Consider the following 23,624-nt stretch of genomic DNA (forward strand, 5'->3'; position numbering starts at 1 on the left):
CATCGGGTCCGAGCACCCAGGCCTACGGCTATCGATATGCGGGTTTCGCGTCGACTTTGAGCCACTTCCCTGCTCGGGCGACGCTGAGCAGAGAGGGCGCCGACGCTGAGCTGTCGCGTGATGCGGTTGCTCCATCGTCTCGCCCTGTTGCCGGCGGCGCTGAGGTGCGAAGTTGGTTCAGAGCGGCTAGTTCCGGGACGTCGGTGACGGCTGTGATGGCTCGCTTGTTCAGCCATCCGTAACGGGCGATCTGTTCGGCGGCCCGCAGGACTGTGCTTCGACGTGGTGATGGGAGTTGACCGAACACGGACTCCAGCGTCGGCAACAGCTCAGTGATGACTGAGCTGGAGGCGGTGCACCACAGGGCGAGTGACCACTCCGCCTCGGCCAGGTCATCGTCGAGGACATCGAGCTGTTCGCGCCACCACTGAGCGTTGCCGCTGTTGGCCCGAGCTTGAGCGAGAAGTTCGGAGGGATGGCTGGCGCTTCCGAAGGCCGCTGAGCCGGGCTTCTTCGTGTAGGCGGGCGGGAAGGGAGATGCAGCGCCGATGATCGCGATCTCGGACGCAAGCCAGCACCGTCCAGTGTGTTCGTGTAGTGCGGCAGCGGTGTCCGCCCAGGGGAACGTGCTGCCTTTCTGCCCGGCCTTGAATGCTCGTTGCTTGGCGATCTGGGTGTACGGCGAACCTGCTCGTCTGAGCTGGTTGATCGCCTCGCTTCGGCGACGTTTCGACTTCTCATCACTGCCGACGAATCCGGTCTTGGAACTGGTGAGGAAGTCGCTCGGCGACAAGGCCGCTGCGACTTGTGCGGGCATGGACCGGGTTGATGTCACGCAAGGGCATTCACCGTCCAAGACTGCGTCAAGAAGCGCTGCTTCGAGTGAGCTTCCTGGCGTAGGGATGAGGCCCGTGCTGAGGAAGAGCTCGGCGGCGCCTTCGGACAGGTCGATGTCCTCGAACGATGCGGTGACACCCGCGCCGGCCTCGCACTCGGCACCGAGTCTGAGCCATGCGTTTTGCTGCGGTGTGCCGATGGCTGCGGCGAGCTGCCCGTACCACCATGCGCTGAATTGGCTGCGTTGGTTCAGCAACTCGCGCAGAGCGCGAACTCGCCGCTTGTTGTCGCTGTCCGCCGGGTCCTTGCTGATCAGAGTGGTGAGGCGGACCCAGGTGGGATCGGCTCCGTCCTGGTCAGGGAGGTCGGGCAACTCGGGCAGAGCGATGATGTCGCGGCGGTCGAGCGCGGATAGCAGAATTGTGATTCCGGCGTCCGAGCAGAGTGCGGTGAGGATCTTGCGTGCCTCGCGGGGGCGGCGCAGGAAGACACCGTCGGTGAGCAGTGCCCACGCGGCGAGGTAGGAGGCGGGCGAGGTGCTGTGGGCCAGCTCCTCTTCGATCCCGGCGGTCAGGGGGTAGATGCCATTGCCCTTTGCGTTGCCTCCGTAGAACCTAGCGGTGTTGAGCCAGTACGGCCGGCGCAAGAGTTCGCGCAGCACGGCCGTGCTGTCGAAGGCCGAGTTGTCCTCGCCCGCGTTGTGATAGAGGAACCGTGCGGCGAAGTACTCTCGTAGGGACAGGACTTCGAACTCGTAGGTGCCGTCGACTTTGCTGGTCAGCGCCCACAGACGGTCGCTGGCGCCCTCGAAGAGCTGGTCGACGATCGATTCACGGTTGCCGTAGGTGCGCTGGAAGTGCCGCATGGCTTCCTTGAGTTCGTCCACGCTCATGCGGCCGTTGATCTGCGATTCCTCGGTGTGGGCGTGGAGGTACCAGCCGAGGAACGGGATGATCTCGAGCAGCTCTTCCTTGTGGTCCTTCACGGCCCTGGGGTGCTTGTTCGCCTCGCGAGCCAGGAGAAGCTCGACGTACTTGTCGTAGAGATCAGTGCGTTGCGTGGGGGTGGCTGCTCCTTGCTGGTGAAGTAGGTCGAGCAGGATCGTCAGCTGCATCGGATTGCCGGCGAGTTCGTTGATGTAGGGCTCGCGGCTCTTCTCCTTGAAGCTCTTCCGCAGGGCGCGACCGTCCTTGCCTCTGATCCCGCGGACCGTGCACCACTTGCGCAGGTAGGCGTCACGCTGCTCGACGGTGAGCTGGTTGAGGGTCACGACCTCAAACAGGTCGGGTGAGGGCTCGGGCAACTCGCCGGCGCTGGGGCGCGTGGTGACGACCACTCTCGGTGGGTCGGTGTACGCCTTCCCGCGACCGACGAACTTGTCGATCTCTTTGACGATCCTGCCTCGGATGGTGGCGCTGCCGACTTCGTCGAGTCCGTCGAGCACGACGAGGCTGGGGACGCGCTCGAAGATGTCCTGGACCGTCTTCGCGCCAGCGGGGATACCGCCGCTCTCGTGCGTCAGCAGGTCGGCGAGGAAGCACTCGATCGTTGCCTGTTCACCCTTGCGCGCTTTGGCCTTGCGTTGCTTGCGGTCCTCGGAGTGGTCCCACACGTCGTTGCCGCCGAGCCAGAGCGCGTAGTCGCTCAGGTCGAGTCTGACGGGGAACCGCGGCCGCTCCAGCTCGGTTAGTGAGTCAGGTCTGTCGCTTTCGGGGATGAATGACCCGCGGTGGGTCTGGCAGAGGTATTGGCTGAGTGTCGACTTGCCCTGTCCTGGCGCGCCACGGACGAGGGTGAAGGGCGCCGATGCGCGCAGTAGGTAGGCGGCGGCACCGCCCAAAGTGGTCGGTGATTGTGCTTGCAGATGCTTGCTGGCCACGGTGTGTACGCGGTCGGCGGTGACGTCGACGAACAGGTCCACGACCTTCTCTCGGTCCACATCGGACTGGCTGAACTTGACCCGTTTGTCGTCCTCCCATTGGGCGGCGGCGACCTTGCGGATGAGGTCACGATGCGCCTTGTCCTTGCCCTCACCGACATGCTCGGCGACGAGGTATCGGACAAGGTCCCACCCCGCGAGCATCTCGGCGTAGGCCCACTTGGTCTCGGTCGGGGCGTTGTCGACCCACGGGTTGAGCGCCTCGCGCCAGATGCAGGTCATCTGTTCGTAACCGAAGTCCTTCGCGTACCCCTGGAGCTTCTTGTCCAGTCGGTCGAACGTGCCCGAGTCCTCCTTGGCCGTGCTCCCCACGTTGGTGACCAACGTGTAGTGGCGGACCCCCTGTGCAGCCAGGCGGCGCAGACTGGCTTCCTCGTTCTTTACCACCTGGTCGAGCCAGGAGACCGGGTCCTTCTCCTTGCCACTGAGCGACCACTTGACCTGATAGACGAGCACCTTCGAGACGTCGACCTTGCGCAAGCCGTCTCGGCCGCCGTCGGCCTGACGCAGGGCCATCGGGATGTAGTCGGGAAACTGGTTCGCAAGCAGAGCGCTGACGAGCTGCTGGAAGTCCTGGTCCCCGAGACGCTCGTAGAGGTAGCGATGTCGACTCTCGGGCACGGGCTGCCTCCTAGACTCCAACCCGATCGTCTCGCTGGTGCGGTCGGGAAACCTCTGTTGTGTTCTTCAATTGAACCCGACGACTCCGACAGGCTTGAGGAACTACACGCCGCATGCCGAGGTCCATGACTTTGCCCGAATCGACCCCCGTCGCAGAAGTAGGGACGGCTGCCCCGGCGGAGCGCCTGGAGCCCGTGTCCGACGAGTTGCGGACACTCACGTCCCCTCACTGCGCCTTGCGCCGTGTGAACCTGGGTCGGACTGCCCGAGTGCCTTCATGAGGGTCGGCAGATACCGCTGAACCTGCTCGCGATCGCTGTCCTTCTCGTCCTCTGTCAGGTCCTCGTAGCGGGTCGTGGCTTGTCGAGTCCATTGATCGACGAGGTCGGCCGGGATACGCAGTGACCCGTCCGGGAGTGGTTCACACTTCTTGTGCAGGTACAACTGCCAGTGGGCCCATCGTTCGTGCTCGATCGACGCGAGTTCTTCGAGGAGTTCCGGCTTTTGAAGCGCGTCGTTGATGCTAGTCATCAGATCAGGTTCTCGTTGACGAGATTCCAGTAGTGCTGACCGAGGACAGTCAACTCACACGACTTGCGCTGCATCGCGGCATGCCACATGTGTGGCGCATCAACGGGGCGAACGAGGTTGACGCGAACGTAGGCCTGCAAGACCTTGAACACAGCGGTGTGTTCTGGGTCAGGGGGAGGGATCGTGGGGTCTTTGAGCTGTTCGGTGAAGCGTTCGGGCTCGTATGAAGGGTCAAGTGGGAAGTCGTAGTCGGCAGATGGAAAGTGAGTGGTAAGCGCCTGGAGCGATGCAAGGGGGATAGGAGCCTCCGCTTTGCGAAGGGACACGAAAGTCTTGACGTTGGTCTTGAAGACGGGGCGCTGAGCCCAGGGGCCGAGCGACTGGTCGATGTGCGCGTAAACGCTTCCGGGTGTCACATCACCGACGAGGTTGGCTGCCGCGCCGTTGAGTGCGTCGACGAATAGGTTGGTGAAGACGCCCGCGCCACCTCCGGGAACTTCCAGCGCGTACTGGTTCTCAGTCGACGCCGTGAGGATGGTGACGCCGTCGTTGAGTTCGGCCATCGATCTGGTGATGGCGTCGTTACCGGCGGCGCCGCTGTGACAGCTGTCGAGGATGATGACCTTGTTGCGTGCTGGCGAAGTGTTGGCCATCGTCATGACCTCATGAAGAGCGAGTCCATCATCGCCATCTGCTGAGTCGCTGGCGCAGAGGAACCCTCCGGTGTCTTCGACGTACCCATGCCCTGCGAAGTAGAACAGTGCGATCTCGGCGTCGTCGGCGAAAACCTCACGGACGGCATCCTTGAGGTCCTTCTTGATCACCGGCTGACCGGCTCCAGTACCTGTGAGGAGCTGAGGAGTCGTAAAGTTGAGCGTGCCGTCGGCATGGCGTTCGAGCGCGGCACGAACTGAGTGGGCATCGTTGACACAGCCGCTCAGAGAACCGATGTGGTCGTAGTGATCTATACCGACGATCAGCGCCTTGCGCATGTCCGCCTCATAGCGAATCGATGAAGCTGCTGATGTTGGCGTCGGTCCACTCCACTGTGCGGATGCCCGCGATCGCCGTCCTGTCAGACTTGTAGGCCCAGATACCGAGGACGGGCTTGTCCTCCTCGGTCGCGCATTGGATCTCCCACTCCTGTCCGGTTGAAGTCAGAGAGTTCTCGCTGACGAGGACGATCACGCCGTGTGAGCGGCGGATGCGGGTGCGAACCCTGTCCTTCCAGCCGCTGTCGTAAGGCTCCTTCACCGACATGTCGATGAACTCGTAGGGCGCCCGCGGGCTCAATGACTGCCCCTTGAGGAAGTCTCGCTGGCGCTCGTCCTCGATCGCGAACGCCACGAACACTGTTTTCACGTCCGACATCGCATCTCCTTTGATGGATCAGGTTCTACTCAGCGACTCGGGCATCGTGACGCTGCTCACACGTTTCCAGTCTACCGCCGTCAACCCTGCGATGCGGGGCCAAGTCGGGGCGTGGGCCGACATGCACCAGCAACTGGCGACCCGCCTCTCCTCCGCCCAGGCCTTCCGTCACCCGCTGAACCAACGTAATCTGGGAAGTGGCGGCCTCTACCTGCTACGCCACCACCGGATGTGGTGACCGACCGGACGGCCTCGGCTGGACAGTCCTTCGACTCCTTGTCGCCGGAGACTCGGAGAGGACTGTCGTCATGTTCCGCTTGATCTGGACCGCCAGCGTCCACACTCGCTGCTTCCTACGCCGCTACATGCCCACCAACATCGTCCTGGACGCGATCCGCACACGACGAGGGCTGCGTTGGGGCGTCCCGGCGATGCTGCTCGCCCTTCCCTACCTGTATGGCGCGAGCATCGTTACGACCCTCATTGCCAACGGTGCGCCAGCATGGCTGCACTTGATGGCTCTGCTCCTGGTGTGGAACGCGATGAAGTTCATCGTCATAGGACCGGTCAGCCTGTTCCTTCTCGTCCGTGCAAGGGCTACGGAGTCCCGTGATCGACAGATCGAACGCCACACGATCGCAGCTGGCGCTCGCGCCAACTGAACCGTGCGACAGGACGGGAGGTCATGCAACAGCTCGGCGAGGCTCCCGGCTGAGCTTGCGATAACGGCCGGGACTCACGCCCACGCACTGGCGGAACAGGCGAGTTGCATGGTTACGACTCAACCACCCGACCTCGTGGGCTGCTTGCTCGACGGTCACCTCGGTTTCCCGGAGCAACCGAGCCATCTGCTCGGCTCGAAGCATCGTCAAGTACGCCAGCGGTGTCTTGCCGTAGGCGTCGACGAAGACCCGGCTCAGCTGTGCCGGTGACAGGTGCACAGTGTCGGCGAGGCGGTCGAGGGTCCACCGTTCACCAGGCGCACCGCGGAGCATCTCGACGATTTGACGCACTTCGGCACGCAGCGGGGCGAAGCCGCGGTGACGCGGGAGGCCGGGCCGGGTGGACTTCCGTTGAGACGGAGACCGGCGCGAGGCGGTGGTGCGCACGAACGGGGTCACCACGTCGAGCACCGCGAAGAGTAATGCCTGCGTCCGGTAGAACCGCTCCGGCGACGGCCCGTCGAGGCTGAGCGCGACCAGCTCGTCGAGCCAGGGCATGAGCATCCCGGCGCGGTCTTCGCCGAGCCGGAGTATCTGCGCCGGTTCGGAGTACAGCTCGTCGGCGAAGTCCTGAGCATCCCATCGGTCGGCCAGCAACGCGGCGTGCTGCCAGAACACCTGGTCGATCACGTAGTCGCGGTCCAGGTAGAGAGTGGTGACGGTGATGGAGCCTTCGGGCTCGCTTCCGCACAGAGTGCTCGCGCCGAGCGCCACGACGTCGCCGACAGTGACGGGTTTCTCGCCGAACTCGCTGAGAAGGATCGCCGAGCCGTGCCGCACGAAGATGAGCTTCACGCAGTCGTAGGCGACGGGTGCGATGGGTCGATGAATCGAGCGCGTGCGGGCGAGGATCGGGGCGAAGGACGCGCGACTATCACCGGTTGCGGTTTCCTCGATCGACGACACACGCTCGGGCTACTTGCACGTGTGCCGGTTAGGTTCGCGGTGCCGGTGTCAGCAGAGCGAACTGTGCTCCAGCGGGGTCGGCCAGCACGGCGACGCGTCCGGCTGGGATGTCGCTGGGTTCGGCGACGAGGGTCGCTCCGAGCCGTAGCGCGTTCGTCAGGACTTGGTCGGTGCCGATGGCTGGGTCGACGGTGAAGTAGACGCGCCAGTGCGCCGGACCACCGTCGTGGGCAACGATCTGGTGGCGTCCGGCCACGGGTGCCTGATGTCCGGTCGGCGTCCAGACTGCGTAGTCGTAGGTGTCTGCGTTTCCGATCTGTGTCGAGCCGAGTCCGACGAGCCGAGCGTAGAAGTCGTCGGCGACGCTGCCTCTAGGGGTCAGAAGCTCGGCCCACGCGAACGCGCCGGGGGTGTGACTGGCGAAGCGCCAGCCCGGTCGCGGCTGCCAGAGGCCGGTGATCGCGCCCGTGGGATCAGCGATGAGTGCGACTTCTCCCTGGCCGGGGACGTCTACGGGACCGTACAGAATGCGGGCATCGCTTTCGGCTGTGTGCCTCGTGGCGCGGGCGATGTCGTTCGTGGTCAGGTAGACCGTCCACGCTGCGGGCTGGTCGCCGTCTGTTTGGCGGAGCCCCGCGATCACGGCGCCGTCGAGCGTGCGAGAGTAGCGGTAGCCGGCCGGCGCCTTGTCCTCGATGCGCCTGCCGAACAGTTCGACGTAGAACTGGGCGGCTGCATCGGAGTCGGGGGTTTGGAGGTCGATGAGGTTCGGGACACCGGCGGTGGTCTCGGTCATGGGGCGGGCCTTTCGGGACTGGTAGCTGACAGGTAGGCCCGGCCGCGGGCGGAGAGTTCGTAGCCGGTGGGCAGGCTGCGGGTCAGGCCGTGCTCTTTGAGGGTGCGGATGCGGCGTTTGAGGGAGTCCTTGCCGAGCGGCAGTCCATCGACGAGCTGCCCGGCGGTGATGCCCGGCTGGCCTGCGATCCGGTTCAGCGTGGTGCGTGCCCACGGGGTGCGGGCGTCGAGGCGGTCCAGCAGGGCGTCGATGTCGGCGATATCGGAGGGCGAGAGCACTGCGTTCTCCGCGAGCGCTTCTCGGGCATCGGAGCCGACCCACGCCACAGCGATCCGCCACAGCGGGATGCTGTCGTCCCCGCGGAAGGTGGTGAGCAGCTCCTCGAGGGTGGCGTAGCCGGCGTCCCGCGCGGCAGTGGCGTCGAGCTGTTCGGGGTCGGCTCGGTCGATCGCCTCGATGCGCACGATGCCGGCCACGGTGCGGAACGTCGATCCGGGTGTCACGCGAGGCGTCGTCCAGCGGCGATAAGCGATAGCGACCTTCCCGGTGGCGACATCGTGGGCGATCCGGTTGGTGAGGATCATCGGGCTGCCCTGACGAACTCGGTGACCGGTCGTGGTGCGCGACCCAGAACCTCGGCGGTGTCGGGAAGCACGGGCGCGGCATGGCCGGCGTCGATCGTCGCGAACAGGCTGGTGAGGGTGTTGACGTAGTCGGGGTGCCACCCCAGGTCGAGCGCTGCGCGGCGAAACTCCTCCTCCGAGACCGGCTGATACTGCTCGATCGGAATCGTGGAGTCTCGACAGGCGGCGGCGAGGTCGGTGAAGGTCAGGCTCTGTGGTCCGGTCAGTGCGTACTCGCGGCCGTCGTGATCGCCGAGGAGGGCTTCGACGGCGACGGCGGCGATGTCGCGGGTGTCGATGAAGCTGACCGCGGCATCGCTGGTCGGCAGGCGCAGCAAGCCGTCGTGTGCGTCGGCGAGGGCGCGCAAGGGGCCGTCGGTCAGGTTCTGGAAGAACCAGTTCGGCCGCAGGATCGTCCAGGCCAGGTCACTGCGTTGCAGGTGCAGTTCAACGGCGCGCTGCTCGACATCGGCCGGAGCGTATTCCATGCCCAGGGCGGTCATCAGCACCACGCGCTCGGCACCTCGGCGCTGGGCGAGGTCGAGGAACTCGACCACCGCTGTCCCCAGCCCGGTGACCGAGCGGTGGCCGTCGTCGCCTCCGGGGACGATCAGGAAGACCCGGTCCACGCCCTCCAGTGCCGCCGGCCACGTTGCTGGGTCGCTCCAGTCCAGCGGGATGGCGCTGCGGCGGGACGCTGCCCGCACGTCGACGTCCCGAGATTGAAGCTGTGCCAGCGCTTCGCGGCCGACTTTCCCGCTGGAGGCGGTGACCAGGGCCGTCATGGGTTGGTCCCGAGGACGAAGGCGAGCTGGGCGAGCACCACATCGCGGTAGTCCAGATCGGCCGAGGCTCGGTGCCCTAGCACGAGGGGGTAGAGCAGGCCGTCCATTGTCGCGACCACCACGTCCACGATCGCGGTGACCGCGAACCGGGGAGAGAACGAGCCAGACTCCACCCCACGCTCCATCGCGTCTAAGAACGGTTGTCGGTACTGTTCGGCCAACGCGGCGGCGTGGGCGCGCAGCTCGGCATCGTGAGCGGCGGCGGTCCAGAACTCCATCAGCATCCGCCACGTCGGCACCGGCGTGGACAAGCCGCGGTCGACCAGCGCGACCAACTGCTGCCACGGGTCCTCGAACCCTGCGGCCAGCTCGGCCAAGGCCTCGACCTCGCCCGAGGTCGCACCTTGAAGTGCCTCGATGAGCATGTCCTCACGGGACCCGAAGTAGCCCTGCAATGTCGACACCGCGACACCCGACGCCTGCGACACGTCGGCGAACCGGGTCGCGGCATACCCACGCTCGGACAACACCTCCACGACCTGCTCCAGCACCTGTGCTCGTCTGGTCCCGCCAGCACGCCGCGTCCGCGTCAACCTATTCTCGCTCATGCTCATACCGTATCACCATACGGTATGAGCATGAGCGGTCCTGCTATCGGCCGTTGGCTCGGAGGATCGCCACCGCCGAGACGGTGGCATAGCCGCGCCATTCGAGGGCTGCGGCCTCGGAGTAGCTGGTGAAGTCCACGATCCACCCACCATCGCTCTGCTGCCCGTTCTCCAGACGATCCAGGTCAGCGACGACTGCGGCCTCGTCGACAAGGCTGCGGACCGGACGTCCCGGCTCGGGCGCGAAATCGAGGAGATGGAGCGTCTCACCTGCGGCCCCTCCTTCGACCGGGATCGCACCGTCAGCAGGCACGTATTTGCCAAGGCGCTGCAGGAATTCGTGGGCTTCGGGGTGGCTGTCAGCGGCCGCATCAAGGAGCTGAAGGGCGAACGACAGGACGTAGGCGAAAGGCTTCTCGTCCATCTGGTCAATCGCGTCGAAGCAGTAGCGGGTGACCCGTGCCAGCCAGGGATGCTCGCGCGCTTTCTGAGTGTCGCGGGCGAGGCGATGAGCCTGGGCGGCGACGCCGGCAGTGATCTGCAACGACGACTCCTCCGGGTCGGACTCGACCCAGAAGGGAGCGCAGGCCGCGGGGTTGGCGATCGGCAGTGCGAACGGGAGGCCGCCGTCGGGAAGAGTCACGGAGTCGAGCCAGTCGAACAGTTGGGTCGTCGCCGATGTCGTCTCCGCACCAGCGTCACCGATCGCCTCCAGCGCGTGAAGGGCACCGGCTGGTTGGCTCTCGGGCGCGCGAAGATCGGGCTCGATGCCCCAGCTGTAGCCGCCGTCACCGTTGCGGTAGCCGTCGACCGCAGCCAGCACCGCGGCACGATCGGTCGCGGTCGTCCCTCCGGTGAGCAGGGCAAAGCGTCGTCGATCCAGTACGCGTCCGTGGGCTGCCAGGAACGATGCCGCTCGCCCGATGTCGTAACTCATGCTTCCCACGGTGTCACGGGGGATGCGCTGTGGTCTTGGACGAATCGGTCAGCCCTGAGGATGCTGCCAAACACGGTGGTCGCTTGCAGCGGTCCTTATGCGGCGAGCGCGCCGGGAGTGGTTCCGGCCAGACGTTGGGCGTCGCGGTTCAGGTGGGATTGATCGACATATCCGGCCATCGTGGCGGCCTCGGCGAGCGGGGTGCCCGATCGGGCCAGGTGGAGAGCGTACTGAAAACGGTGGATCGCGGTGAGCGTCTTCGGGCCGTACCCGAACAGCTTGTCGCTGACGCGACGCAGGGTGCGTTCCGAGAGACCGTGACGGTATGCCATGTCCGTCACGCTGAGGCCCGCCCTTGCGGTCTTGTCCAACGACTCGGCGAGTCGAAGCGCAGACGCTTCGGGCGCGGCCTTCTCCCAACGCGTGACAAGAAGGCGCTCCAGCGCCGCCGCGGGATCAGCGTGGGCGCTCTCCGTCACCATGTTCGGCACCGTGATCAGCTCACTCAGATCGAACCGCTGATCGGTCAGCTCGTGTGCGGGAATGCCCATCAGAACATGCGCGGCGCCCGGTGGCAGCCTCAACCCCCACGTCACCCCGCCGGTCTCGGACGACGAGATCATGGCGGTGGTGTCCGCGCCGGCGAACAAGAAGCGACCCTCGGACCACATGAGGTCCATGACTCCATCAGGCAGAATGCGTAGATCGCCGGGCTCGGCCTCGACTCGCCACAGCAACGCCCCGGTGCGGGGGCCACGCCGAGCTGTATAGCTGCCCATTGTCCGCACCTCCCCGCGTAGACAAGATTCTACCGTCGGCCATAGTCAGGAGTCGGTCTCAGTCGAGTTCGCGAGAACTGGCATCGGGCCACTGCGGACGAAGCGGAACCGCGGGGTGCTGTCGTTGACTCGGGTCGCGACGTCCGAGTCGTAGGCGGCAAGAGAGCCGTCTGCGGTGACGACGTGCTGGCCGTAGCGGGCGCCGACGGCGATGAGGATGGTGCCCTCGATGTCGGCCGCTGGCCAGCGGACGGGGTTGAGATGTCCGGCCACGTCGAGGAAGCCTCCTTCGGCGACTTTCGGGATCGCGCGGATGTAGCCGGAGGCATAGCAGGCCCCACCAGCTTCGACGACAAGGCGCTGGCTGATGATCCCGGAGACGATGAGCCTGCCGCCGGTGCGGACGTGGACGCCGCCGTAGGCGGCACCCAGGAGCCGGGTGGGTCCGCTGACGCGCAGGAGCGTCCGTTGGTCGTCGTAGAAGACCACCTCGTCGCCGCTGTCATGGACGCGCTCCGTCATGCTTCTTCACGCTAGCCCGTCTGGCCGGACGTTCACAGGCGGCGGCTCTGGTCGACCCGCTGCGCGTCCCTGCGCGGGATGGGCTGGGCGGAACGCTCGGCGGCGGACTGGGCGCGGCGCAGCGCGGCAGACGCTGCCCGGTACTCGTCCGACTGTTGCGCTCTGGTGATGTCCTTCGGGTTGCCCAGCGGCGCCGGCCCGATGATGTCGTAGCGGTGCCGGTACAAGGCGATGGTCGTGGCGGCGGTGAGCCAGGCATTGCGAGCGCGCAGGTTCGCGCTGGGACGCCCAATGTGCGCGGTCCAGTCCTCCCCCGCATTGATCGCATGGTGGAGAGCCTGTTGGGCGGCGGCCTCGATGAGGGCGGCTCGTTCGTTGAGTGCGGCTCGCATGTCGTTCGGGATCGGTTCGGCGGGAGTCGCGATGAGCCCGGCTGCCCGTCGCGCCCGTGTGCTCCGACCTTCCGGCAAGCGCGTCGTGGCCTGGTCGATACTCGTGGCGAGTTGGGCCGCGGGGTCGGTTGGGTCTTCGCCGGGAGTGAGGGACGGGGCCAGGGCGGTCAGGATCGCGGTGACGTCGTGGCCGGCAGCTTCGTGGCGGGCGAGTGCGCCTTCGAGGTGGTCGTAGTAGGGGCTGGTGAACACGTCATCGGCGACGTCCTCGGGGAACGGTGCGACATCGAGCAGTGCCGCCCACCGGTCGACTTGGGCTTCGCGGGCCAGGACGTCGTACTCGTCCAGCAGCGTGGACAAGGAGGCGTGACGGTCGGCCTCGAGCTTGAGTGTCTCGGTCGCCGACAACTCGGCGTCGCTGCGCGCGAGCACACGTGCCAGTTGCTCGGTCACGGTCGCGGTGTCGGGCTGGTCGAGGTGGGGTTCGACCTCGTGCGGGTCGGGCTGGACGACGTAGGCGTGATTGCTCTCGCGTCCTCGGGTGAGGGCGACGTAGAGCAGCTCCCGCGACGCCTTCTCAGGATCGATGAGTGCATGGGCGGTGTCCACGGTCGAGCCCTGAGCCCGGTGAACCGTCGAGGCGTAGCCAAGCTCCAAGTCCTCGCGCACGTATCCGGCAGGCAGCACGAGCGCCTTCCCGCGCGGAATGTCACCTTTGCCGAGCCGACGCACGGCGCAGGAGCCGTCGTCGTAGCGGTAGGTGATCTGCCAGCGGTCACCGTTCTTCACCCACGATCGCCCGGTGCTCAGGCGCCGGTCGTTGCGACGGGTGACAACGAGATCCCCAACGCCAGCGGCCGTCCCGTCGTGCAACCGCACGCCGTCGGCCTCGACGACGCCCGCCTCGATAAAGTCGGCGCGGGCGCGTTGGTTCAGCTCGGCCACCGTGTCGCCGTTGCCCGCGATCATCAACGTCGAGCGGCCCGCAGCCCGGTCTGCCCGCCAAGCGTCGTAGACGGCATCGAGCATCGCGTCGAGTTCGCCGTCGTGAAGTCGTCCGTGCGTGTCGTAGGTCTCCAGGATACCCGCGTTCCCGTGGCGTAGACCGAGGCTGGCGCTCTTCTCCCACTCGTTCGCGAAGCGGCGCACGTCGGTCAGCTCGGGCACCTTGTGGCGGTGGCGCACGAGCATCCCGAACGCTCCCCCGGTCTCGATCGCCGAGAGCTGCGCCCAGTCACCGATGAGCAGGACCTTGGCGCCGACCTCAGCGGCGTGGGTGGTGATGCGGTCCAGGGCGAGGGTCCCGGCGAGCGAGGCTTCGTCGACGAGCACGAGCTGCCCGGGCTGGAGGTTCCACCGGTCGCGGTGGTGTTCGTAGAGGAACTTAGCCGTGTTCTCGGCCCGGACGCCGAGGGAGTCTCCGAGAACTTCGGCGGCGGCCGCGGACGGGGCCAGACCGATCACGGAGTCCTTGCCGTGCGCGGCCGTCCATGCCCGGTGCAGGGCGCGCAGCGCCGTGGTCTTCCCGGCCCCGGCAGGCCCAACGAGCAGATCGAGGGTGAGTCCGGAGCCTGCGATCACGGTGATCGCCGCCGCCTGGTCCGCCGCGAGCTGGACGCCCTTGATCTTGCGTGAGATGTGCCTGGCGAGCAGCCGTCCGGACAGCTGCGGCGCGTCCGCGGTCTGGGAGTGATGAAGGAGCCGGGTTTCGGCGTCCAGGATGTCTTGGCTCGAGTACGCCACCTGATCGGCGGGCTGGAAGCGAGTCGAGCCGTCCATGCTCCGGTAGTGGTCGGGCACCGCGCGGTCATAGTCGGGTGTGAGCCGCAGGGATGCTTCCTCGGCGCGGGCGACGATCTGGTCGAGCACCGCCGTACGGTCGTCGGTCGTGGCGAACCGCACGCCCATGATCTGGCGCATCGCCTCGGCGTGCAGATTCCACCGTGTCCATGTCGCCCGCCGGTTGCCGACCTCCATCAGCACCACGGCCGCGATGTCTTGCACCTGTTCCAGGCCCACGTCGTCGGCGCGCAACCGCGCCTCCGTCGAGCCCTGCGCCAGGAGAAGTCCTGCCCAGGTCGTCGCGTCCTCACCCAGTACGACGGTTGCGCGCTCGCGCCACTCGGCGGTCAGCTCGGCCAGGGAATGCAACTCCTTGTCCGGCCGCGTCTCCAAGGTCGCTTGCTGGCGCAGCCGCGCAATCGTCGCCGCCGAGGGCTGGCGTCCATGCTCGGCGACGTACTCGGCGATGAGCCGGTTCTTGACCTGCTCGATCCCATCGGCCCCGTCGCTGGTGCCGGTGGTGCGGCGGGAGAACTCTGCGATCAGCTCGGCGGGTACGCCCTCGATCTCCCAGCCAGTGTTGCGGTCCTTCCCGCGGTCCACCGGAGCCCAGGAGACACCGAGCAGGCGAGCGGTGTGATCGGTGAGGAAGGCGTTGTACGACGCCGACATCGCGACCGTGGCGCGGTGCAGGGTGCGCGAATCCAGAGTGCGCCAACGTCCGTCTTCGCCCTGGACCTTATTCGAGACGACCACATGGGTGTGGAGCTGCGGGTCCGCCGCGCGGGAGTCGTAGTGATCGAACGCGCTGGCGATCACCCCGGCGACGGGCATCCGCGCGATCCCACCGCGCCCGACCCTGGTGGCCGCGACGCGCTCCTCCAGCATGGTCATCGTGTCGCGCAGCGCAGAGTGATGGGCCTGCGCAAGCAGCGCTTGCGTCCCGGCGTCGGCGACGCCCCACACTACGCTGAGCGACTTCGGCGGCGAGAACGTCAGATCGAAGCCTGCAACCGCGGTGCGCGGCTTCTTCGCAACCTCTTCCTCACGGATGCGCTCGATGGCTTCCTGCCGTTGCGCACCGGTCAGCGACGCATCCAGCCGCGCAACCCTCGCCGCAATCCGCTCCCGCGGGGGAAGCAGCCGCGGATACGGCGACCCGAGCTTCTTGCCGGTCACCGGATGCACGCCCTCGCCGAGCAGCCTGGCGAGGTGCTCCTCGGTCACCGTGTCGCCGTCCGCGAGCGCTGGACCCTGGCCGGTGTCGAGACTGGACAGGCCCGTGCCAAGCCACGTTCCTGGAGGACAGCCGGACTCGGTGTAGTACCGGGTCAGCGGAGTGCCCATGTCCCGGTCGCCGTCGCCCGCGGCGACTGACCTCAACAGGTATTCGTACCCGCGGCCCGACGACATCACGCGGATCGTCATCACCACGGCCGGCCCCTTCCGAGACGATCTCGGAAGGGGCCGCCTCAGCGGTCAGGTGCGCCCCGCGCGCCCGCTCTGCACCCTTGGTGCCAACCGTGTGGAGGAAATCTACGGGCCTCTGATCAAGCCAGCTGAGCGGACCACCGTCAGGTGGTCCGAAGAGTTCAGCGATGCGTCAGCAAGCAACGCTATGTACTAGCCGGCGCTGGCCCTCGCCTACAGAATGATGGTGGCGTAGAAGGTCCGCGGATCGATGTCGGCTAGCGCGAGCATGTCGTCGGACGCTGATCCCCCCGAGTGCGGCGCGGTCACTCTCGGCATCCGAAGCCGGACGGCGACGACAGGTTCTTCGTCGACCTTCTGGACGAGGGCGTAACAGATAGCGAGGACGTGCCGTCGACTCGCTTCGCCGGTGTCGCTGGTAGCGGTGATCTCACCAATGGGCGGCGTAATCGATACTCCGGCGGAGGTCAGTTCGGTGACGAGGTGGTCGGGCAGGTCGCCGCTCCACGACGACGCGGCTTGGCCGATGGTCCGGGCGACCACGTTCTGTTCTTCACGGTTCCAGGTCGGGATGTTCAGAGTGATCTTGTGCTCGTGGCCGCGTTCGGTGAGCCGAACGGTGACCTGGTTTGTCTCGATGGCCAGGTCTTCGATGGCGCGGCGGGCCAGGGCGCGGGCGCGGGGTAGGTCGCGGTCGGGTGGTCCGGTGATGAGGACGGGTTCGATCATCTTGAGCCAGGCGCGTCCCCATGCGGTGGCGCCGAACTCACGGGTCATGGGGTGGCCCCCAGATTGAGCCGCAGCACCTCATACAGCTCGTCGTCGCCGAGGGTCAGCAGGTCGGCGTCGCTGCCTGTGAGGGCTGCGTCGGCGAGTCCGCGTTTGCGGGCCTGCATGGTGGCGATGTGGTCTTCGACGGTGCCGGCGGCGCGCAGGGTGTAGACCGTGACGGGCTGGTCTTGTCCGATGCGGTGGGCGCGATCGGATGCCTGGTCCTCGACGGCGGGGTTCCACCAGCGGTCGTAGTGGATGACAGTCGTGGCGCGGGTGAGGTTGAGGCCGAACCCGGCCGCGCGCAGCGAGAGCACGAGGATGCTCGGTCCGGTGCCGTCCTGGAAGTCGCTCACGATGCGGTCGCGGCTGGTCGGGCGTAGTCCGCCATGCAGGAACGGGACCGTGATGCCGTGACGCTCGGCGAGGTCGCCGGCCAGGAGCCGGCCCATCGCGGTGTATTGGGTGAAGACCAGGCAACCGGTGCCGGTGGTCAGGGTCTCGTCGAGCATGTCGCTCACGCGGTCGAACTTGCCCGACCGCTTTGCCAGCGGCCCGTCCTGGCCGAGGACCTGGGCAGGGTGATTGCAGACCTGCTTGAGTCGGGTCAGCAATGCCAGGACGTTGGTGCGGCGGGTGGCGCCGAAGCCCAGGCCCGTGTCGAAGCTCTCGGCCAAGGCCCTGTCGTAGAGGCGGCGTTGCTCGTCTGTGATGGTGCAGGCGATGTCGATGACCTGGCGGGCCGGGAGTTCGGGCGCGACCTCGGCCTTGGTCCGTCGAAGCACCAGGTCGCGGGTGTGGGTGGCGAGCCGCTCGGCCGCGGTCGTTGAGCCGCGGCGTTGGATCGGGATCACGTAGCGGTCGCGGAAGCGACTGCGGGTGCCCAAGAAGCCGGGTCGGACGAGGTCACCGAGTGCCCACAGGTCTCCCAGCTCGTTCTCCACCGGGGTGCCGGTGATCGCCAGCCGATAGTCGGCCCGGATGGCCGTGGCGGTGCGGTAGGCGAGGGTGCGAGGGTTCTTGATCTGCTGGGCCTCATCGAACGCCACCACACCCCACGAACACTCGGTGAACCTCGCGGGGTCACGGCGCAGGCGCGCATAGGTCGTCACGGTCACGGTGCCAGACCCGGGCTCGCAGCGGTCGCCGACAATGCGTAGTCCGGGGGCGTGGCGGGTGATCTCGCGTTCCCAGTTCGTGCTCACCGAGGTCGGGCAGATCACCAGATGCGCCTCCTCAGACTTGCCGAGCATGAGGGCGAGGGTCTGGATGGTCTTGCCCAGCCCCATGTCGTCCGCCAGCACCGCGCCGCCCTCGTGACCGGTGAGCCATTGCACGCCTGCGAGCTGATAACCACGCAGCCTCGCCGCCAGCCCCGCACCGACGAGCGTGTCAGTGAGCCGCAGAGCGCTGTGGAGGTGCAGTGTGGTGGCCCCGGCGGTGTGAATGTGAGCGCCGTCGACGGCTACAGCACAGTGCGCCGCCACCGGTAGGAGCGCCGTATCGGCATCGGGGTCTCGCGCCAGGTGTGTCCAGGCCCGCAGCGAGTCACTGTCGGTCTGCGCTGGCTCACGATCACGGAGCCAGCGCCATCCCTCGTGCAGGCTCATCTCTTGGCCGGAGACGTCACGGGCCACGATCTTGTCGCCGTCAGGGATCGCCAGTCGCATCGTCGCCGTGGTGTCGGCGGGTACGCCGGAGTCGAGCGTGGCCGGGTCAGGCGTCCAGAGGAACCAGCTCGCACGCTCGGGCAGGTAGGTCAGTTGTGAATCGGCGGTCACGGACTCTCGTCCAGCAGGGCGCGGGTGTTGTGCAGGCTGGTCTCGATGAATCGTGCGATCACCTCCTGCTCGCGTGCGGTGAACCCGGCCAGGGTCGCGCGGGTCTGCGCATCCAGGCGCCCGTAACGGTCCAGCATCTGCTCACGCACCGCCGGGACGGCTTCGATCAGCACGCGGCGCCGGTCAGCGCCATCGCGGACCCGCTGCACCAGCCCGGTTTCGGTCAGCCGGTCGATCATGTGCGTGATCGCCCCGGTGGTCAGCCGCAGCCTGCGTGACAGCTCGCCGGCCGGCAGTGGTCCGTCCACGATCACTTCGTGCAGACACGCTAGATCAGAGGGACCGATGCCTGCCTCACGGGCGACCGCCTCGTTCACCGCATCGACCGCCGACAGCCACGGGGGCAGGGCGCGTGCGATCCGCTCTACCGCATCGGGCTCCGCCGGGGTCTTGCCGTCACTCGCCATCCCACCAGTGTACCTGAACTACTCATTATCTTAGTCATTCAGGTATTATGTGGGCATGCGCACTCGAACTCTTGGCCTCGTCGCGATCCTGCTGGCAGTCTTCGTCGACCTGCTCGGCGTGACGATCGTGACTGTTGCCCTGCCCTCCATCACCACCGATCTGGACGCCAGTGCCGCCCAAGCCCAAGCGGTGCTGTCCGGCTACACGCTGACCTTCGCGGTCGGGCTCATCACTGGCGCCCGGCTGGGCAGACTGCTCGGCCTACGGCGCGCGTTCGTCATCGGCGTGGTCGGCTTTACCCTCGCCTCCCTAGCCTGCGGACTCGCCGATGCCGCGTGGCTGCTCGTGGCCGCCCGCGTCATTCAAGGACTGTTCGCGGCGCTCATGGTCCCGCAGGTCCTGGCGTTCATCCAGCTCATGTACGAACCGAGCGAGCGAGCCAAGCCAATGGCCGCGTTCTCCGCTCTGCTGGGCATCGCCGCCGCCGCGGGTCCGATCCTCGGCGGCGTGCTCATCGCCCTGGACTTGTTCGGCACGAGTTGGCGGGGCGTGTTCCTGGTCAACGTGCCCATCGGCATCGCCGTCATCATCCTGGCGCTGCGGACCCTGCCGGCGGCACGCTCCGAGACTCGGGTTCAGCTCGACCTGCTCGGCCTGGTGCTCTCGGCCGCGTCCTTGTTCCTGATCCTGCGGGGGCTGGCGGGCCTGGCCGACACCGACACTCCGCTCATCGAAGCCGCCGCCATTGCCGGTGGCGCGGTGCTATTCGTGGTGTTCTTGATCCAGCAGCGCGCCAGCGACCGCCGTGGCGGTCAGCCGTTGGTGCCGTTGGCGTTGCAGCAGCGCAGCACCTTCCGGTCCGCGATGGCGGTCCAGGTGTTGTTCTTCATCCCTGTGATGGGCTTCTCCCTGGTCATGACCCAGTACGTCCAGAGCCATCTCGACTACAGCGCCCTCATGGCCGGCCTCGTCGTGCTGCCCTGGGCGATCCTCACCGGAGTCGGCGCGGGCATCGGCACCACTGCACTCCTGCCACGCCTGGGACGCCTCGTCGTCCAAATCGGCCTTCTCACCATGAGCCTGGGCATGGCGCTGGTGATCGTCGCCGTCCTTCTGGCCTCCGACCAGCCCGCCTTCGCCTCGTTCCTGCCCGGCGCCGCCATCGGCGGGCTCGGCATGGGGCTGGTCGTCGGACCGCTGACCGAGACCGCCCTGGCCCGAGTGAGTCGCGACCACGCCTCGGAGGCATCTGGCCTGTTCAACAGCGTCGGTCAACTCTCAGCCAGCTTCGGCTTCGCCACTGTCGGCAGCACCTACTTCGCCATCACGGCAACCGCAACCGGCCCCTCCGATTCCGCCTACGACCAAGCACTCAGTTTCGCGCTAGGTGTTGGCATCGCTGTCGCCCTCATCGCCACCGTGGTCGCCTTCCGCCTACCCCGGCATCACATCGCCGGCAGCACCCCGACCACAGAACCAGATGCGTATCGGTGACAGGAGCATCACGTGTCCGGGGTGCCTCTCCGATGTGACGCACGCGCGGTGCGTCACAGTCGCGCGGGGGCATCTCCATCAGGACACCGCCTGACAGTTCTCGAACGGCACAGCAGGCATCGTTCGTGAGGTGCCAGGGCGATGACAGGAGCCGCACATGCCACGGCCCCTTCTGCTGGGAGCGGGTCGGCCAACGAAGCTCTCGGTAGCGAGCCCACCGAGTTCCACCCGATCATCGCGCGAACTCGCACGATTCATAGCCCCATCGGTCCGGTCGCCTACGACTGCGTGAAGCTGATCTTTGTTCGCCACGGATCGGCGATCCTGCTCAGCGAGTTCGGCGAGAAACCGGTCAACGTCGGTGACGTCGTGGCGCTCGGCTCGAACACCCTGTGCGGAAGCGAACCCGAAGGCTTCATCACCGTCACGACCCTCTACCTCGACCGCGACTACGTCGTCGATCAGGTCTTCTGGCAACACGCCGCCCTGCTGGCAGACCGCCTCGATGCGCAGGACTTCGCCGATGAGCTGTACTCCGAGCCCGCCCAGATACTTCACCTCGGCGAAGACCGTGCCGGGATGCTGATGCCCTGGCTGGATGAGCTGGTGGCTCTCAGCCTGAATGGGCCATCACCGGATCGGTTCTACCGGATGCAGGCACTGCTGTTCGCGCTACTCGATATCGTCACGCCCTACGTCAAGACGACACCCACTCGGCGGTCTCCGACGCAACGGAAGACCACGCGAGCCGGTGTGCCGCGTCATCGTCGATTCGCTCCGCTCCGAGTCGAGGCGCGCGAAGTCGGCGAGCTGCTGCGCGATTCTCCTGCCGAGCGGTGGACGCTGGACCGGCTTGCTAGAACAGTTCATCTTTCGCGTGCGCAGTTGAGCAGGGTCTTTGTCGACGCCTACGGCATGACACCCTTGGCGTACCTGACGACGCTGAGAGCTGAGCAGATGGCACGATTGCTCCGAGAGACCGATCTGACTGTCGAGCAGGCCGCCCGCGAGGTGGGATGGTCGAGTCGCAACCACGCGGCGCGACTGTTTCGCCAGTGCGTGGGCGTCAGCCCCGGCCAATACCGGCGCGTTGCGCGGCAAGCCGCGTGAGCTGATGCTCACGATCTGCTCGTCTCCTGGTCTCGATTCCTTCACTCTCAACCGTCGGCGACGCCGGGGCGAAGGGCGGGCTGGTAGTCCGGTAGGGACTCGTCGGGTTCACCGCCGCACCTGACGGTCACTGTCCTTGTCCGTCTCGTTGTCCCGGTGGTCCCGGCGTACCTGAAGGTCATCGAGCCCGATCGGCTCGGTGCCCAGGGGATCGGGAGGAGACCACGATGACAACGAGGGCATGGGAGACAATCGCGACGGCGCATAGGGCGCTGGGGACACGTCTGGTGTTGTGAGGCCGTGCCATGTCTGCCGCCTTCGACGTCCTCGAGCAAGCCAGCCACCTGCGCCTGCCGGAAGCCGCTCGCGTCTATGCGACCGCGGGTGTGCCGGTGTTCCCGTGCGTTCCGGGTGAGAAGCGGCCCCTGACGGAGCAGGGCTTCCACGACGCCACCACCGACCTCACGCAGATCGAAGCGTGGTGGTCGCGCTGGCCGGAGGCGAACGTCGCCCTGCCCACCGGACCTGTCTCGGGCGTCGAGGTGGTCGATGTCGATGTCCACGACAGCGGTTCTGGCTACAGCGCGTGGGAGCGCGCCAGAGACGGCGGGCTGGTCGAGGGGTGGGGTGCGCTGGTGCGCACGCCGTCGGGTGGACTGCACGCCTACTACCCGGCGGGCGGGCGGGAGCAGCGTTCGTGGCAGGCCCCGAGGGCGCATGTGGACTTCCGCGGGACCGGTGGCTATGTCGTCGTCCCGCCGTCCAGGGCCAGCTTTGGCATGGATCAGGTCGGTGTCTACGAGCTGATCGCGACCACAGCCTCTGCGCCGATGCCGGTCGATGCGGTACGTCTTCGGGACTTCCTCGATCCGCGCCCGCCAGTCGCTTCGTCTTCGGTAATGCCGGTGCGTGGGGTGGACGCCGGTCGGCTGTCGCGGTGGGTGTCCGCTCTCTCTGAGGGTGAGCGAAACCAGGGTCTGTTCTGGGCGGCTTGCCGTCTGGCCGAGTCGGGCACCGCGCCGGGTGAGGCCCTGGCGGCGCTCGGGCCTGCTGCCGAGCAGGCTGGGCTCGGCTCGCGGGAGGTCTCGGCCACGATCCGCTCCGCGTTCCGCACCACCGCCCCGCACGCAGGCGGTCAGGGCTCCTCGGCGGGCAAGCAGCACGACGCTCCGCGACGCGCGTCACGGTCTGTCATTGGGCAGGTGCTCTCATGAACCCCGGATCGTCGCCGGTGGTGCGTCGTCGCGGAGGACGCCTGGCCGTGATGACCGCGGTGGCCGGGACGGTGCTGATCGCGTTGGGGGCGTTCTGGCTGTCCTTCACCGCTCTGGCCGATCTGGCCCGGCGTTCGGGCATAGAGGCGGGGCAGGCGTGGGCATGGCCGCTGATCGTGGACGGCATCATCGTCGTCGCGACCGTCTCGGTCGTCGCGCTGGCCGGACAGCGGGGTGCGTGGTATCCGTGGATGCTGCTGGCCGCTGGGGCGATCGTCTCGGTCACGGCCAATGCCCTGCACGCCATCGTCGCCGCGGATGCCGATGTGCCCGGCGTACTGGCTGCCTCGGTCGCTGCCGTGCCGCCGTTGGTGCTGTTGGCAATCACCCATCTGACCGTGATCCTCACCCGGCCCCTTCCCGAACCCGCACGCAGCGGAGTGTCCGTCGAGGACGACGCGGTGCTCCCGCGCGCGGCGGTCCGCGAGCTGGTCACTCCCGATTCGACCGAGACCGGCGCTGAGCCTGCGCCGGTGGAGCGGGACCGGCGTGAGGTCGCCGCCGAACTGCGAGATGCGGGCTGGTCGAACAAAGCCATCGCATCCCGCGTGGGAGTGCACGCGTCCACGGTGGGTCGGTGGTTCGCCGAGCCCACCTCCCTGGAGAACAGCCGCGAAGGCCAGGAGACGCGACCATGAGCGAACAGGACCGAGACGACCAGCAGGTGCCCAAACGGGCGACGCCACCGGACGGCCCTGCCCGACCGGACGTTCAGGAGTCGACGACCGAGGAGTCGAGGGCTACGGCGTCCGAGCGGACGACGGCCCGCGAGCGAGAGGTCTCCGAACTGGCTCGCCGCCGCGACCCCTCGCTGGACGGGAAGGATCCCGCCACGGCGCGTGATGCCGCCCGGTGGGATGCGCGCGGTGTGGCGTGGGTGCGCCCGACCGATCTGGTGGCGCAGTCCAGCGCCCGGTGGGCGGGCCGTGGCATCAGCTTCGAGACCGAGCTGGCCCGACGCATGCGCCGCCTTCCCCTCGAAGCGACCGCCGCGACTCGGACGGCGATCAGCGAGCGTGCGCGCCGGTTGCCGCCGTTGTCGGCGTTCGGCCGCAGCCGCGGGTCCGGCCACTCGGGGACCAGCCGGTCGGAAATCGGGTTGGGGTGACACAGGCCCATGACCACTCCCGGGAGAGCGACGAGC

General features: G+C 67.1%; 24 protein-coding genes. 7 read left to right on the forward strand and 17 right to left on the reverse strand.

What is annotated here, in order from left to right:
- Positions 1-28: 28 nt before the first annotated feature.
- From IEW13_RS08960 to IEW13_RS08975, 4 genes are all read right to left on the reverse strand, one after another.
- Positions 29-3,397, reverse strand: coding sequence for an NACHT domain-containing protein (locus IEW13_RS08960; RefSeq protein WP_188550605.1), 3,369 nt, complete (start codon positions 3,395-3,397; stop codon positions 29-31).
- Positions 3,398-3,613: 216 nt separating this feature from the next.
- On the reverse strand, positions 3,614-3,928 hold the full coding sequence (locus IEW13_RS08965) for a hypothetical protein (RefSeq protein ID WP_188550606.1): 315 nt from the start codon (positions 3,926-3,928) through the stop codon (positions 3,614-3,616).
- On the reverse strand, positions 3,928-4,920 hold the full coding sequence (locus IEW13_RS08970) for a caspase family protein (RefSeq protein WP_188550607.1): 993 nt from the start codon (positions 4,918-4,920) through the stop codon (positions 3,928-3,930). The genes IEW13_RS08965 and IEW13_RS08970 overlap by 1 nt, the downstream gene beginning before the upstream one ends.
- Before the next feature lie 7 nt (positions 4,921-4,927).
- Positions 4,928-5,299: a TIR domain-containing protein gene (locus IEW13_RS08975; RefSeq protein WP_188550608.1), complete on the reverse strand. Its 372-nt coding sequence runs from the start codon at positions 5,297-5,299 to the stop codon at positions 4,928-4,930.
- 13 nt (positions 5,300-5,312) lie between these two features.
- Here IEW13_RS08975 and IEW13_RS08980 point away from each other — a divergent pair, with 13 nt between their 5' ends.
- Together IEW13_RS08980 and IEW13_RS08985 are read left to right on the forward strand one after the other, a co-directional pair.
- On the forward strand, positions 5,313-5,537 hold the full coding sequence (locus IEW13_RS08980; protein WP_188550609.1) for a hypothetical protein: 225 nt from the start codon (positions 5,313-5,315) through the stop codon (positions 5,535-5,537).
- A gap of 70 nt (positions 5,538-5,607) precedes the next feature.
- On the forward strand, positions 5,608-5,961 hold the full coding sequence (locus IEW13_RS08985; protein ID WP_188550610.1) for a sulfate permease: 354 nt from the start codon (positions 5,608-5,610) through the stop codon (positions 5,959-5,961).
- A gap of 21 nt (positions 5,962-5,982) precedes the next feature.
- Here the strand turns inward: IEW13_RS08985 and IEW13_RS08990 are convergent, their stop codons facing one another.
- The 12 genes from IEW13_RS08990 to IEW13_RS09045 all read right to left on the reverse strand — a co-directional run bounded on the left by IEW13_RS08990 (position 5,983) and on the right by IEW13_RS09045 (position 18,601).
- Complete coding sequence (locus IEW13_RS08990) at positions 5,983-6,927, reverse strand: helix-turn-helix transcriptional regulator (protein WP_229745040.1); 945 nt, start codon at positions 6,925-6,927, stop codon at positions 5,983-5,985.
- Between the two features lie 28 nt (positions 6,928-6,955).
- Positions 6,956-7,723, reverse strand: a complete 768-nt coding sequence (locus IEW13_RS08995; protein WP_188550611.1) for a VOC family protein — start codon at positions 7,721-7,723, stop codon at positions 6,956-6,958.
- A complete protein-coding gene (locus IEW13_RS09000) occupies positions 7,720-8,307 on the reverse strand; it encodes a hypothetical protein (protein ID WP_188550612.1) in 588 nt (195 codons plus the stop codon). The genes IEW13_RS08995 and IEW13_RS09000 overlap by 4 nt, the downstream gene beginning before the upstream one ends.
- Complete coding sequence (locus tag IEW13_RS09005; protein WP_188550613.1) at positions 8,304-9,131, reverse strand: NAD(P)H-binding protein; 828 nt, start codon at positions 9,129-9,131, stop codon at positions 8,304-8,306. Before IEW13_RS09005 ends, IEW13_RS09000 begins: the two co-directional genes overlap by 4 nt.
- A complete protein-coding gene (locus tag IEW13_RS09010; protein WP_229745041.1) occupies positions 9,128-9,739 on the reverse strand; it encodes a TetR/AcrR family transcriptional regulator in 612 nt (203 codons plus the stop codon). Before IEW13_RS09010 ends, IEW13_RS09005 begins: the two co-directional genes overlap by 4 nt.
- A 43-nt stretch (positions 9,740-9,782) precedes the next feature.
- Complete coding sequence (locus IEW13_RS09015) at positions 9,783-10,676, reverse strand: hypothetical protein (protein ID WP_188550615.1); 894 nt, start codon at positions 10,674-10,676, stop codon at positions 9,783-9,785.
- A 95-nt stretch (positions 10,677-10,771) separates the two neighbouring features.
- Positions 10,772-11,455, reverse strand: coding sequence for a helix-turn-helix domain-containing protein (locus IEW13_RS09020; RefSeq protein WP_188550616.1), 684 nt, complete (start codon positions 11,453-11,455; stop codon positions 10,772-10,774).
- A 45-nt stretch (positions 11,456-11,500) separates the two neighbouring features.
- The gene (locus IEW13_RS09025; RefSeq protein ID WP_188550617.1) at positions 11,501-11,977 is read right to left on the reverse strand and encodes a hypothetical protein; all 477 of its coding nucleotides are present in this window, start codon (positions 11,975-11,977) and stop codon (positions 11,501-11,503) included.
- A 32-nt stretch (positions 11,978-12,009) separates the two neighbouring features.
- Positions 12,010-15,534, reverse strand: a complete 3,525-nt coding sequence (gene mobF / locus IEW13_RS09030) for a MobF family relaxase (protein WP_229745043.1) — start codon at positions 15,532-15,534, stop codon at positions 12,010-12,012.
- 261 nt (positions 15,535-15,795) lie between these two features.
- The gene (locus tag IEW13_RS09035; protein WP_188550618.1) at positions 15,796-16,359 is read right to left on the reverse strand and encodes a hypothetical protein; all 564 of its coding nucleotides are present in this window, start codon (positions 16,357-16,359) and stop codon (positions 15,796-15,798) included.
- Entirely contained in the window at positions 16,356-18,134 is a 1,779-nt protein-coding gene (locus tag IEW13_RS09040) for a DEAD/DEAH box helicase (RefSeq protein WP_188550619.1), read from the reverse strand. Before IEW13_RS09040 ends, IEW13_RS09035 begins: the two co-directional genes overlap by 4 nt.
- Positions 18,131-18,601, reverse strand: a complete 471-nt coding sequence (locus IEW13_RS09045) for a MarR family winged helix-turn-helix transcriptional regulator (RefSeq protein WP_188550620.1) — start codon at positions 18,599-18,601, stop codon at positions 18,131-18,133. The genes IEW13_RS09040 and IEW13_RS09045 overlap by 4 nt, the downstream gene beginning before the upstream one ends.
- Before the next feature lie 55 nt (positions 18,602-18,656).
- On the opposite strand from IEW13_RS09045, the gene IEW13_RS09050 reads away from it, so the two are divergent.
- Both IEW13_RS09050 and IEW13_RS09055 read left to right on the forward strand, forming a co-directional pair.
- A complete protein-coding gene (locus tag IEW13_RS09050) occupies positions 18,657-20,096 on the forward strand; it encodes an MFS transporter (protein ID WP_188550621.1) in 1,440 nt (479 codons plus the stop codon).
- Positions 20,097-20,384: 288 nt separating this feature from the next.
- Positions 20,385-21,206 carry a helix-turn-helix transcriptional regulator gene (locus IEW13_RS09055; RefSeq protein ID WP_229745044.1) on the forward strand — a complete coding sequence of 274 codons (822 nt, stop codon included), beginning with the start codon at positions 20,385-20,387 and terminating at the stop codon, positions 21,204-21,206.
- Positions 21,207-21,314: 108 nt separating this feature from the next.
- On the opposite strand, the gene IEW13_RS17655 is transcribed toward IEW13_RS09055, so the two are convergent.
- Complete coding sequence (locus tag IEW13_RS17655) at positions 21,315-21,449, reverse strand: hypothetical protein (RefSeq protein ID WP_268235186.1); 135 nt, start codon at positions 21,447-21,449, stop codon at positions 21,315-21,317.
- 62 nt (positions 21,450-21,511) lie between these two features.
- On the opposite strand from IEW13_RS17655, the gene IEW13_RS09060 reads away from it, so the two are divergent.
- Genes IEW13_RS09060 through IEW13_RS09070 form a run of 3 tightly spaced genes read left to right on the forward strand, consistent with a single transcriptional unit; the run spans position 21,512 to position 23,588 of the window.
- Positions 21,512-22,420, forward strand: a complete 909-nt coding sequence (locus IEW13_RS09060) for a bifunctional DNA primase/polymerase (RefSeq protein ID WP_188550623.1) — start codon at positions 21,512-21,514, stop codon at positions 22,418-22,420.
- Entirely contained in the window at positions 22,417-23,118 is a 702-nt protein-coding gene (locus IEW13_RS09065; protein ID WP_229745045.1) for a DUF2637 domain-containing protein, read from the forward strand. Before IEW13_RS09060 ends, IEW13_RS09065 begins: the two co-directional genes overlap by 4 nt.
- Positions 23,115-23,588 (forward strand): hypothetical protein, encoded by a 474-nt coding sequence (locus IEW13_RS09070; protein WP_188550624.1) that lies wholly within the window; start codon positions 23,115-23,117, stop codon positions 23,586-23,588. The genes IEW13_RS09065 and IEW13_RS09070 overlap by 4 nt, the downstream gene beginning before the upstream one ends.
- The last annotated feature ends 36 nt before the right edge of the window (positions 23,589-23,624 follow it).

This window comes from Sediminivirga luteola (assembly GCF_014639315.1).
Taxonomy (GTDB): Bacteria; Actinomycetota; Actinomycetes; order Actinomycetales; family Brevibacteriaceae; genus Sediminivirga; species Sediminivirga luteola.

What these genes read in the sequence shown, in the direction of transcription:
- IEW13_RS08965 (WP_188550606.1), bottom strand. Translation starts at nt 3,928, where the DNA reads ATGACTAGCATCAACGACGCGCTTCAAAAGCCGGAACTCCTCGAAGAA.
- IEW13_RS08970 (WP_188550607.1), bottom strand. Translation starts at nt 4,920, where the DNA reads ATGCGCAAGGCGCTGATCGTCGGTATAGATCACTACGACCACATCGGT.
- IEW13_RS08975 (WP_188550608.1), bottom strand. Translation starts at nt 5,299, where the DNA reads ATGTCGGACGTGAAAACAGTGTTCGTGGCGTTCGCGATCGAGGACGAG.
- IEW13_RS08980 (WP_188550609.1), top strand. Translation starts at nt 5,313, where the DNA reads ATGGATCAGGTTCTACTCAGCGACTCGGGCATCGTGACGCTGCTCACA.
- IEW13_RS08985 (WP_188550610.1), top strand. Translation starts at nt 5,608, where the DNA reads ATGTTCCGCTTGATCTGGACCGCCAGCGTCCACACTCGCTGCTTCCTA.
- IEW13_RS08995 (WP_188550611.1), bottom strand. Translation starts at nt 7,723, where the DNA reads ATGACCGAGACCACCGCCGGTGTCCCGAACCTCATCGACCTCCAAACC.
- IEW13_RS09000 (WP_188550612.1), bottom strand. Translation starts at nt 8,307, where the DNA reads ATGATCCTCACCAACCGGATCGCCCACGATGTCGCCACCGGGAAGGTC.
- IEW13_RS09005 (WP_188550613.1), bottom strand. Translation starts at nt 9,131, where the DNA reads ATGACGGCCCTGGTCACCGCCTCCAGCGGGAAAGTCGGCCGCGAAGCG.
- IEW13_RS09010 (WP_229745041.1), bottom strand. Translation starts at nt 9,739, where the DNA reads ATGAGCGAGAATAGGTTGACGCGGACGCGGCGTGCTGGCGGGACCAGA.
- IEW13_RS09015 (WP_188550615.1), bottom strand. Translation starts at nt 10,676, where the DNA reads ATGAGTTACGACATCGGGCGAGCGGCATCGTTCCTGGCAGCCCACGGA.
- IEW13_RS09020 (WP_188550616.1), bottom strand. Translation starts at nt 11,455, where the DNA reads ATGGGCAGCTATACAGCTCGGCGTGGCCCCCGCACCGGGGCGTTGCTG.
- IEW13_RS09025 (WP_188550617.1), bottom strand. Translation starts at nt 11,977, where the DNA reads ATGACGGAGCGCGTCCATGACAGCGGCGACGAGGTGGTCTTCTACGAC.
- IEW13_RS09035 (WP_188550618.1), bottom strand. Translation starts at nt 16,359, where the DNA reads ATGACCCGTGAGTTCGGCGCCACCGCATGGGGACGCGCCTGGCTCAAG.
- IEW13_RS09045 (WP_188550620.1), bottom strand. Translation starts at nt 18,601, where the DNA reads ATGGCGAGTGACGGCAAGACCCCGGCGGAGCCCGATGCGGTAGAGCGG.
- IEW13_RS09050 (WP_188550621.1), top strand. Translation starts at nt 18,657, where the DNA reads ATGCGCACTCGAACTCTTGGCCTCGTCGCGATCCTGCTGGCAGTCTTC.
- IEW13_RS17655 (WP_268235186.1), bottom strand. Translation starts at nt 21,449, where the DNA reads ATGCCCTCGTTGTCATCGTGGTCTCCTCCCGATCCCCTGGGCACCGAG.
- IEW13_RS09060 (WP_188550623.1), top strand. Translation starts at nt 21,512, where the DNA reads ATGTCTGCCGCCTTCGACGTCCTCGAGCAAGCCAGCCACCTGCGCCTG.
- IEW13_RS09065 (WP_229745045.1), top strand. Translation starts at nt 22,417, where the DNA reads ATGAACCCCGGATCGTCGCCGGTGGTGCGTCGTCGCGGAGGACGCCTG.
- IEW13_RS09070 (WP_188550624.1), top strand. Translation starts at nt 23,115, where the DNA reads ATGAGCGAACAGGACCGAGACGACCAGCAGGTGCCCAAACGGGCGACG.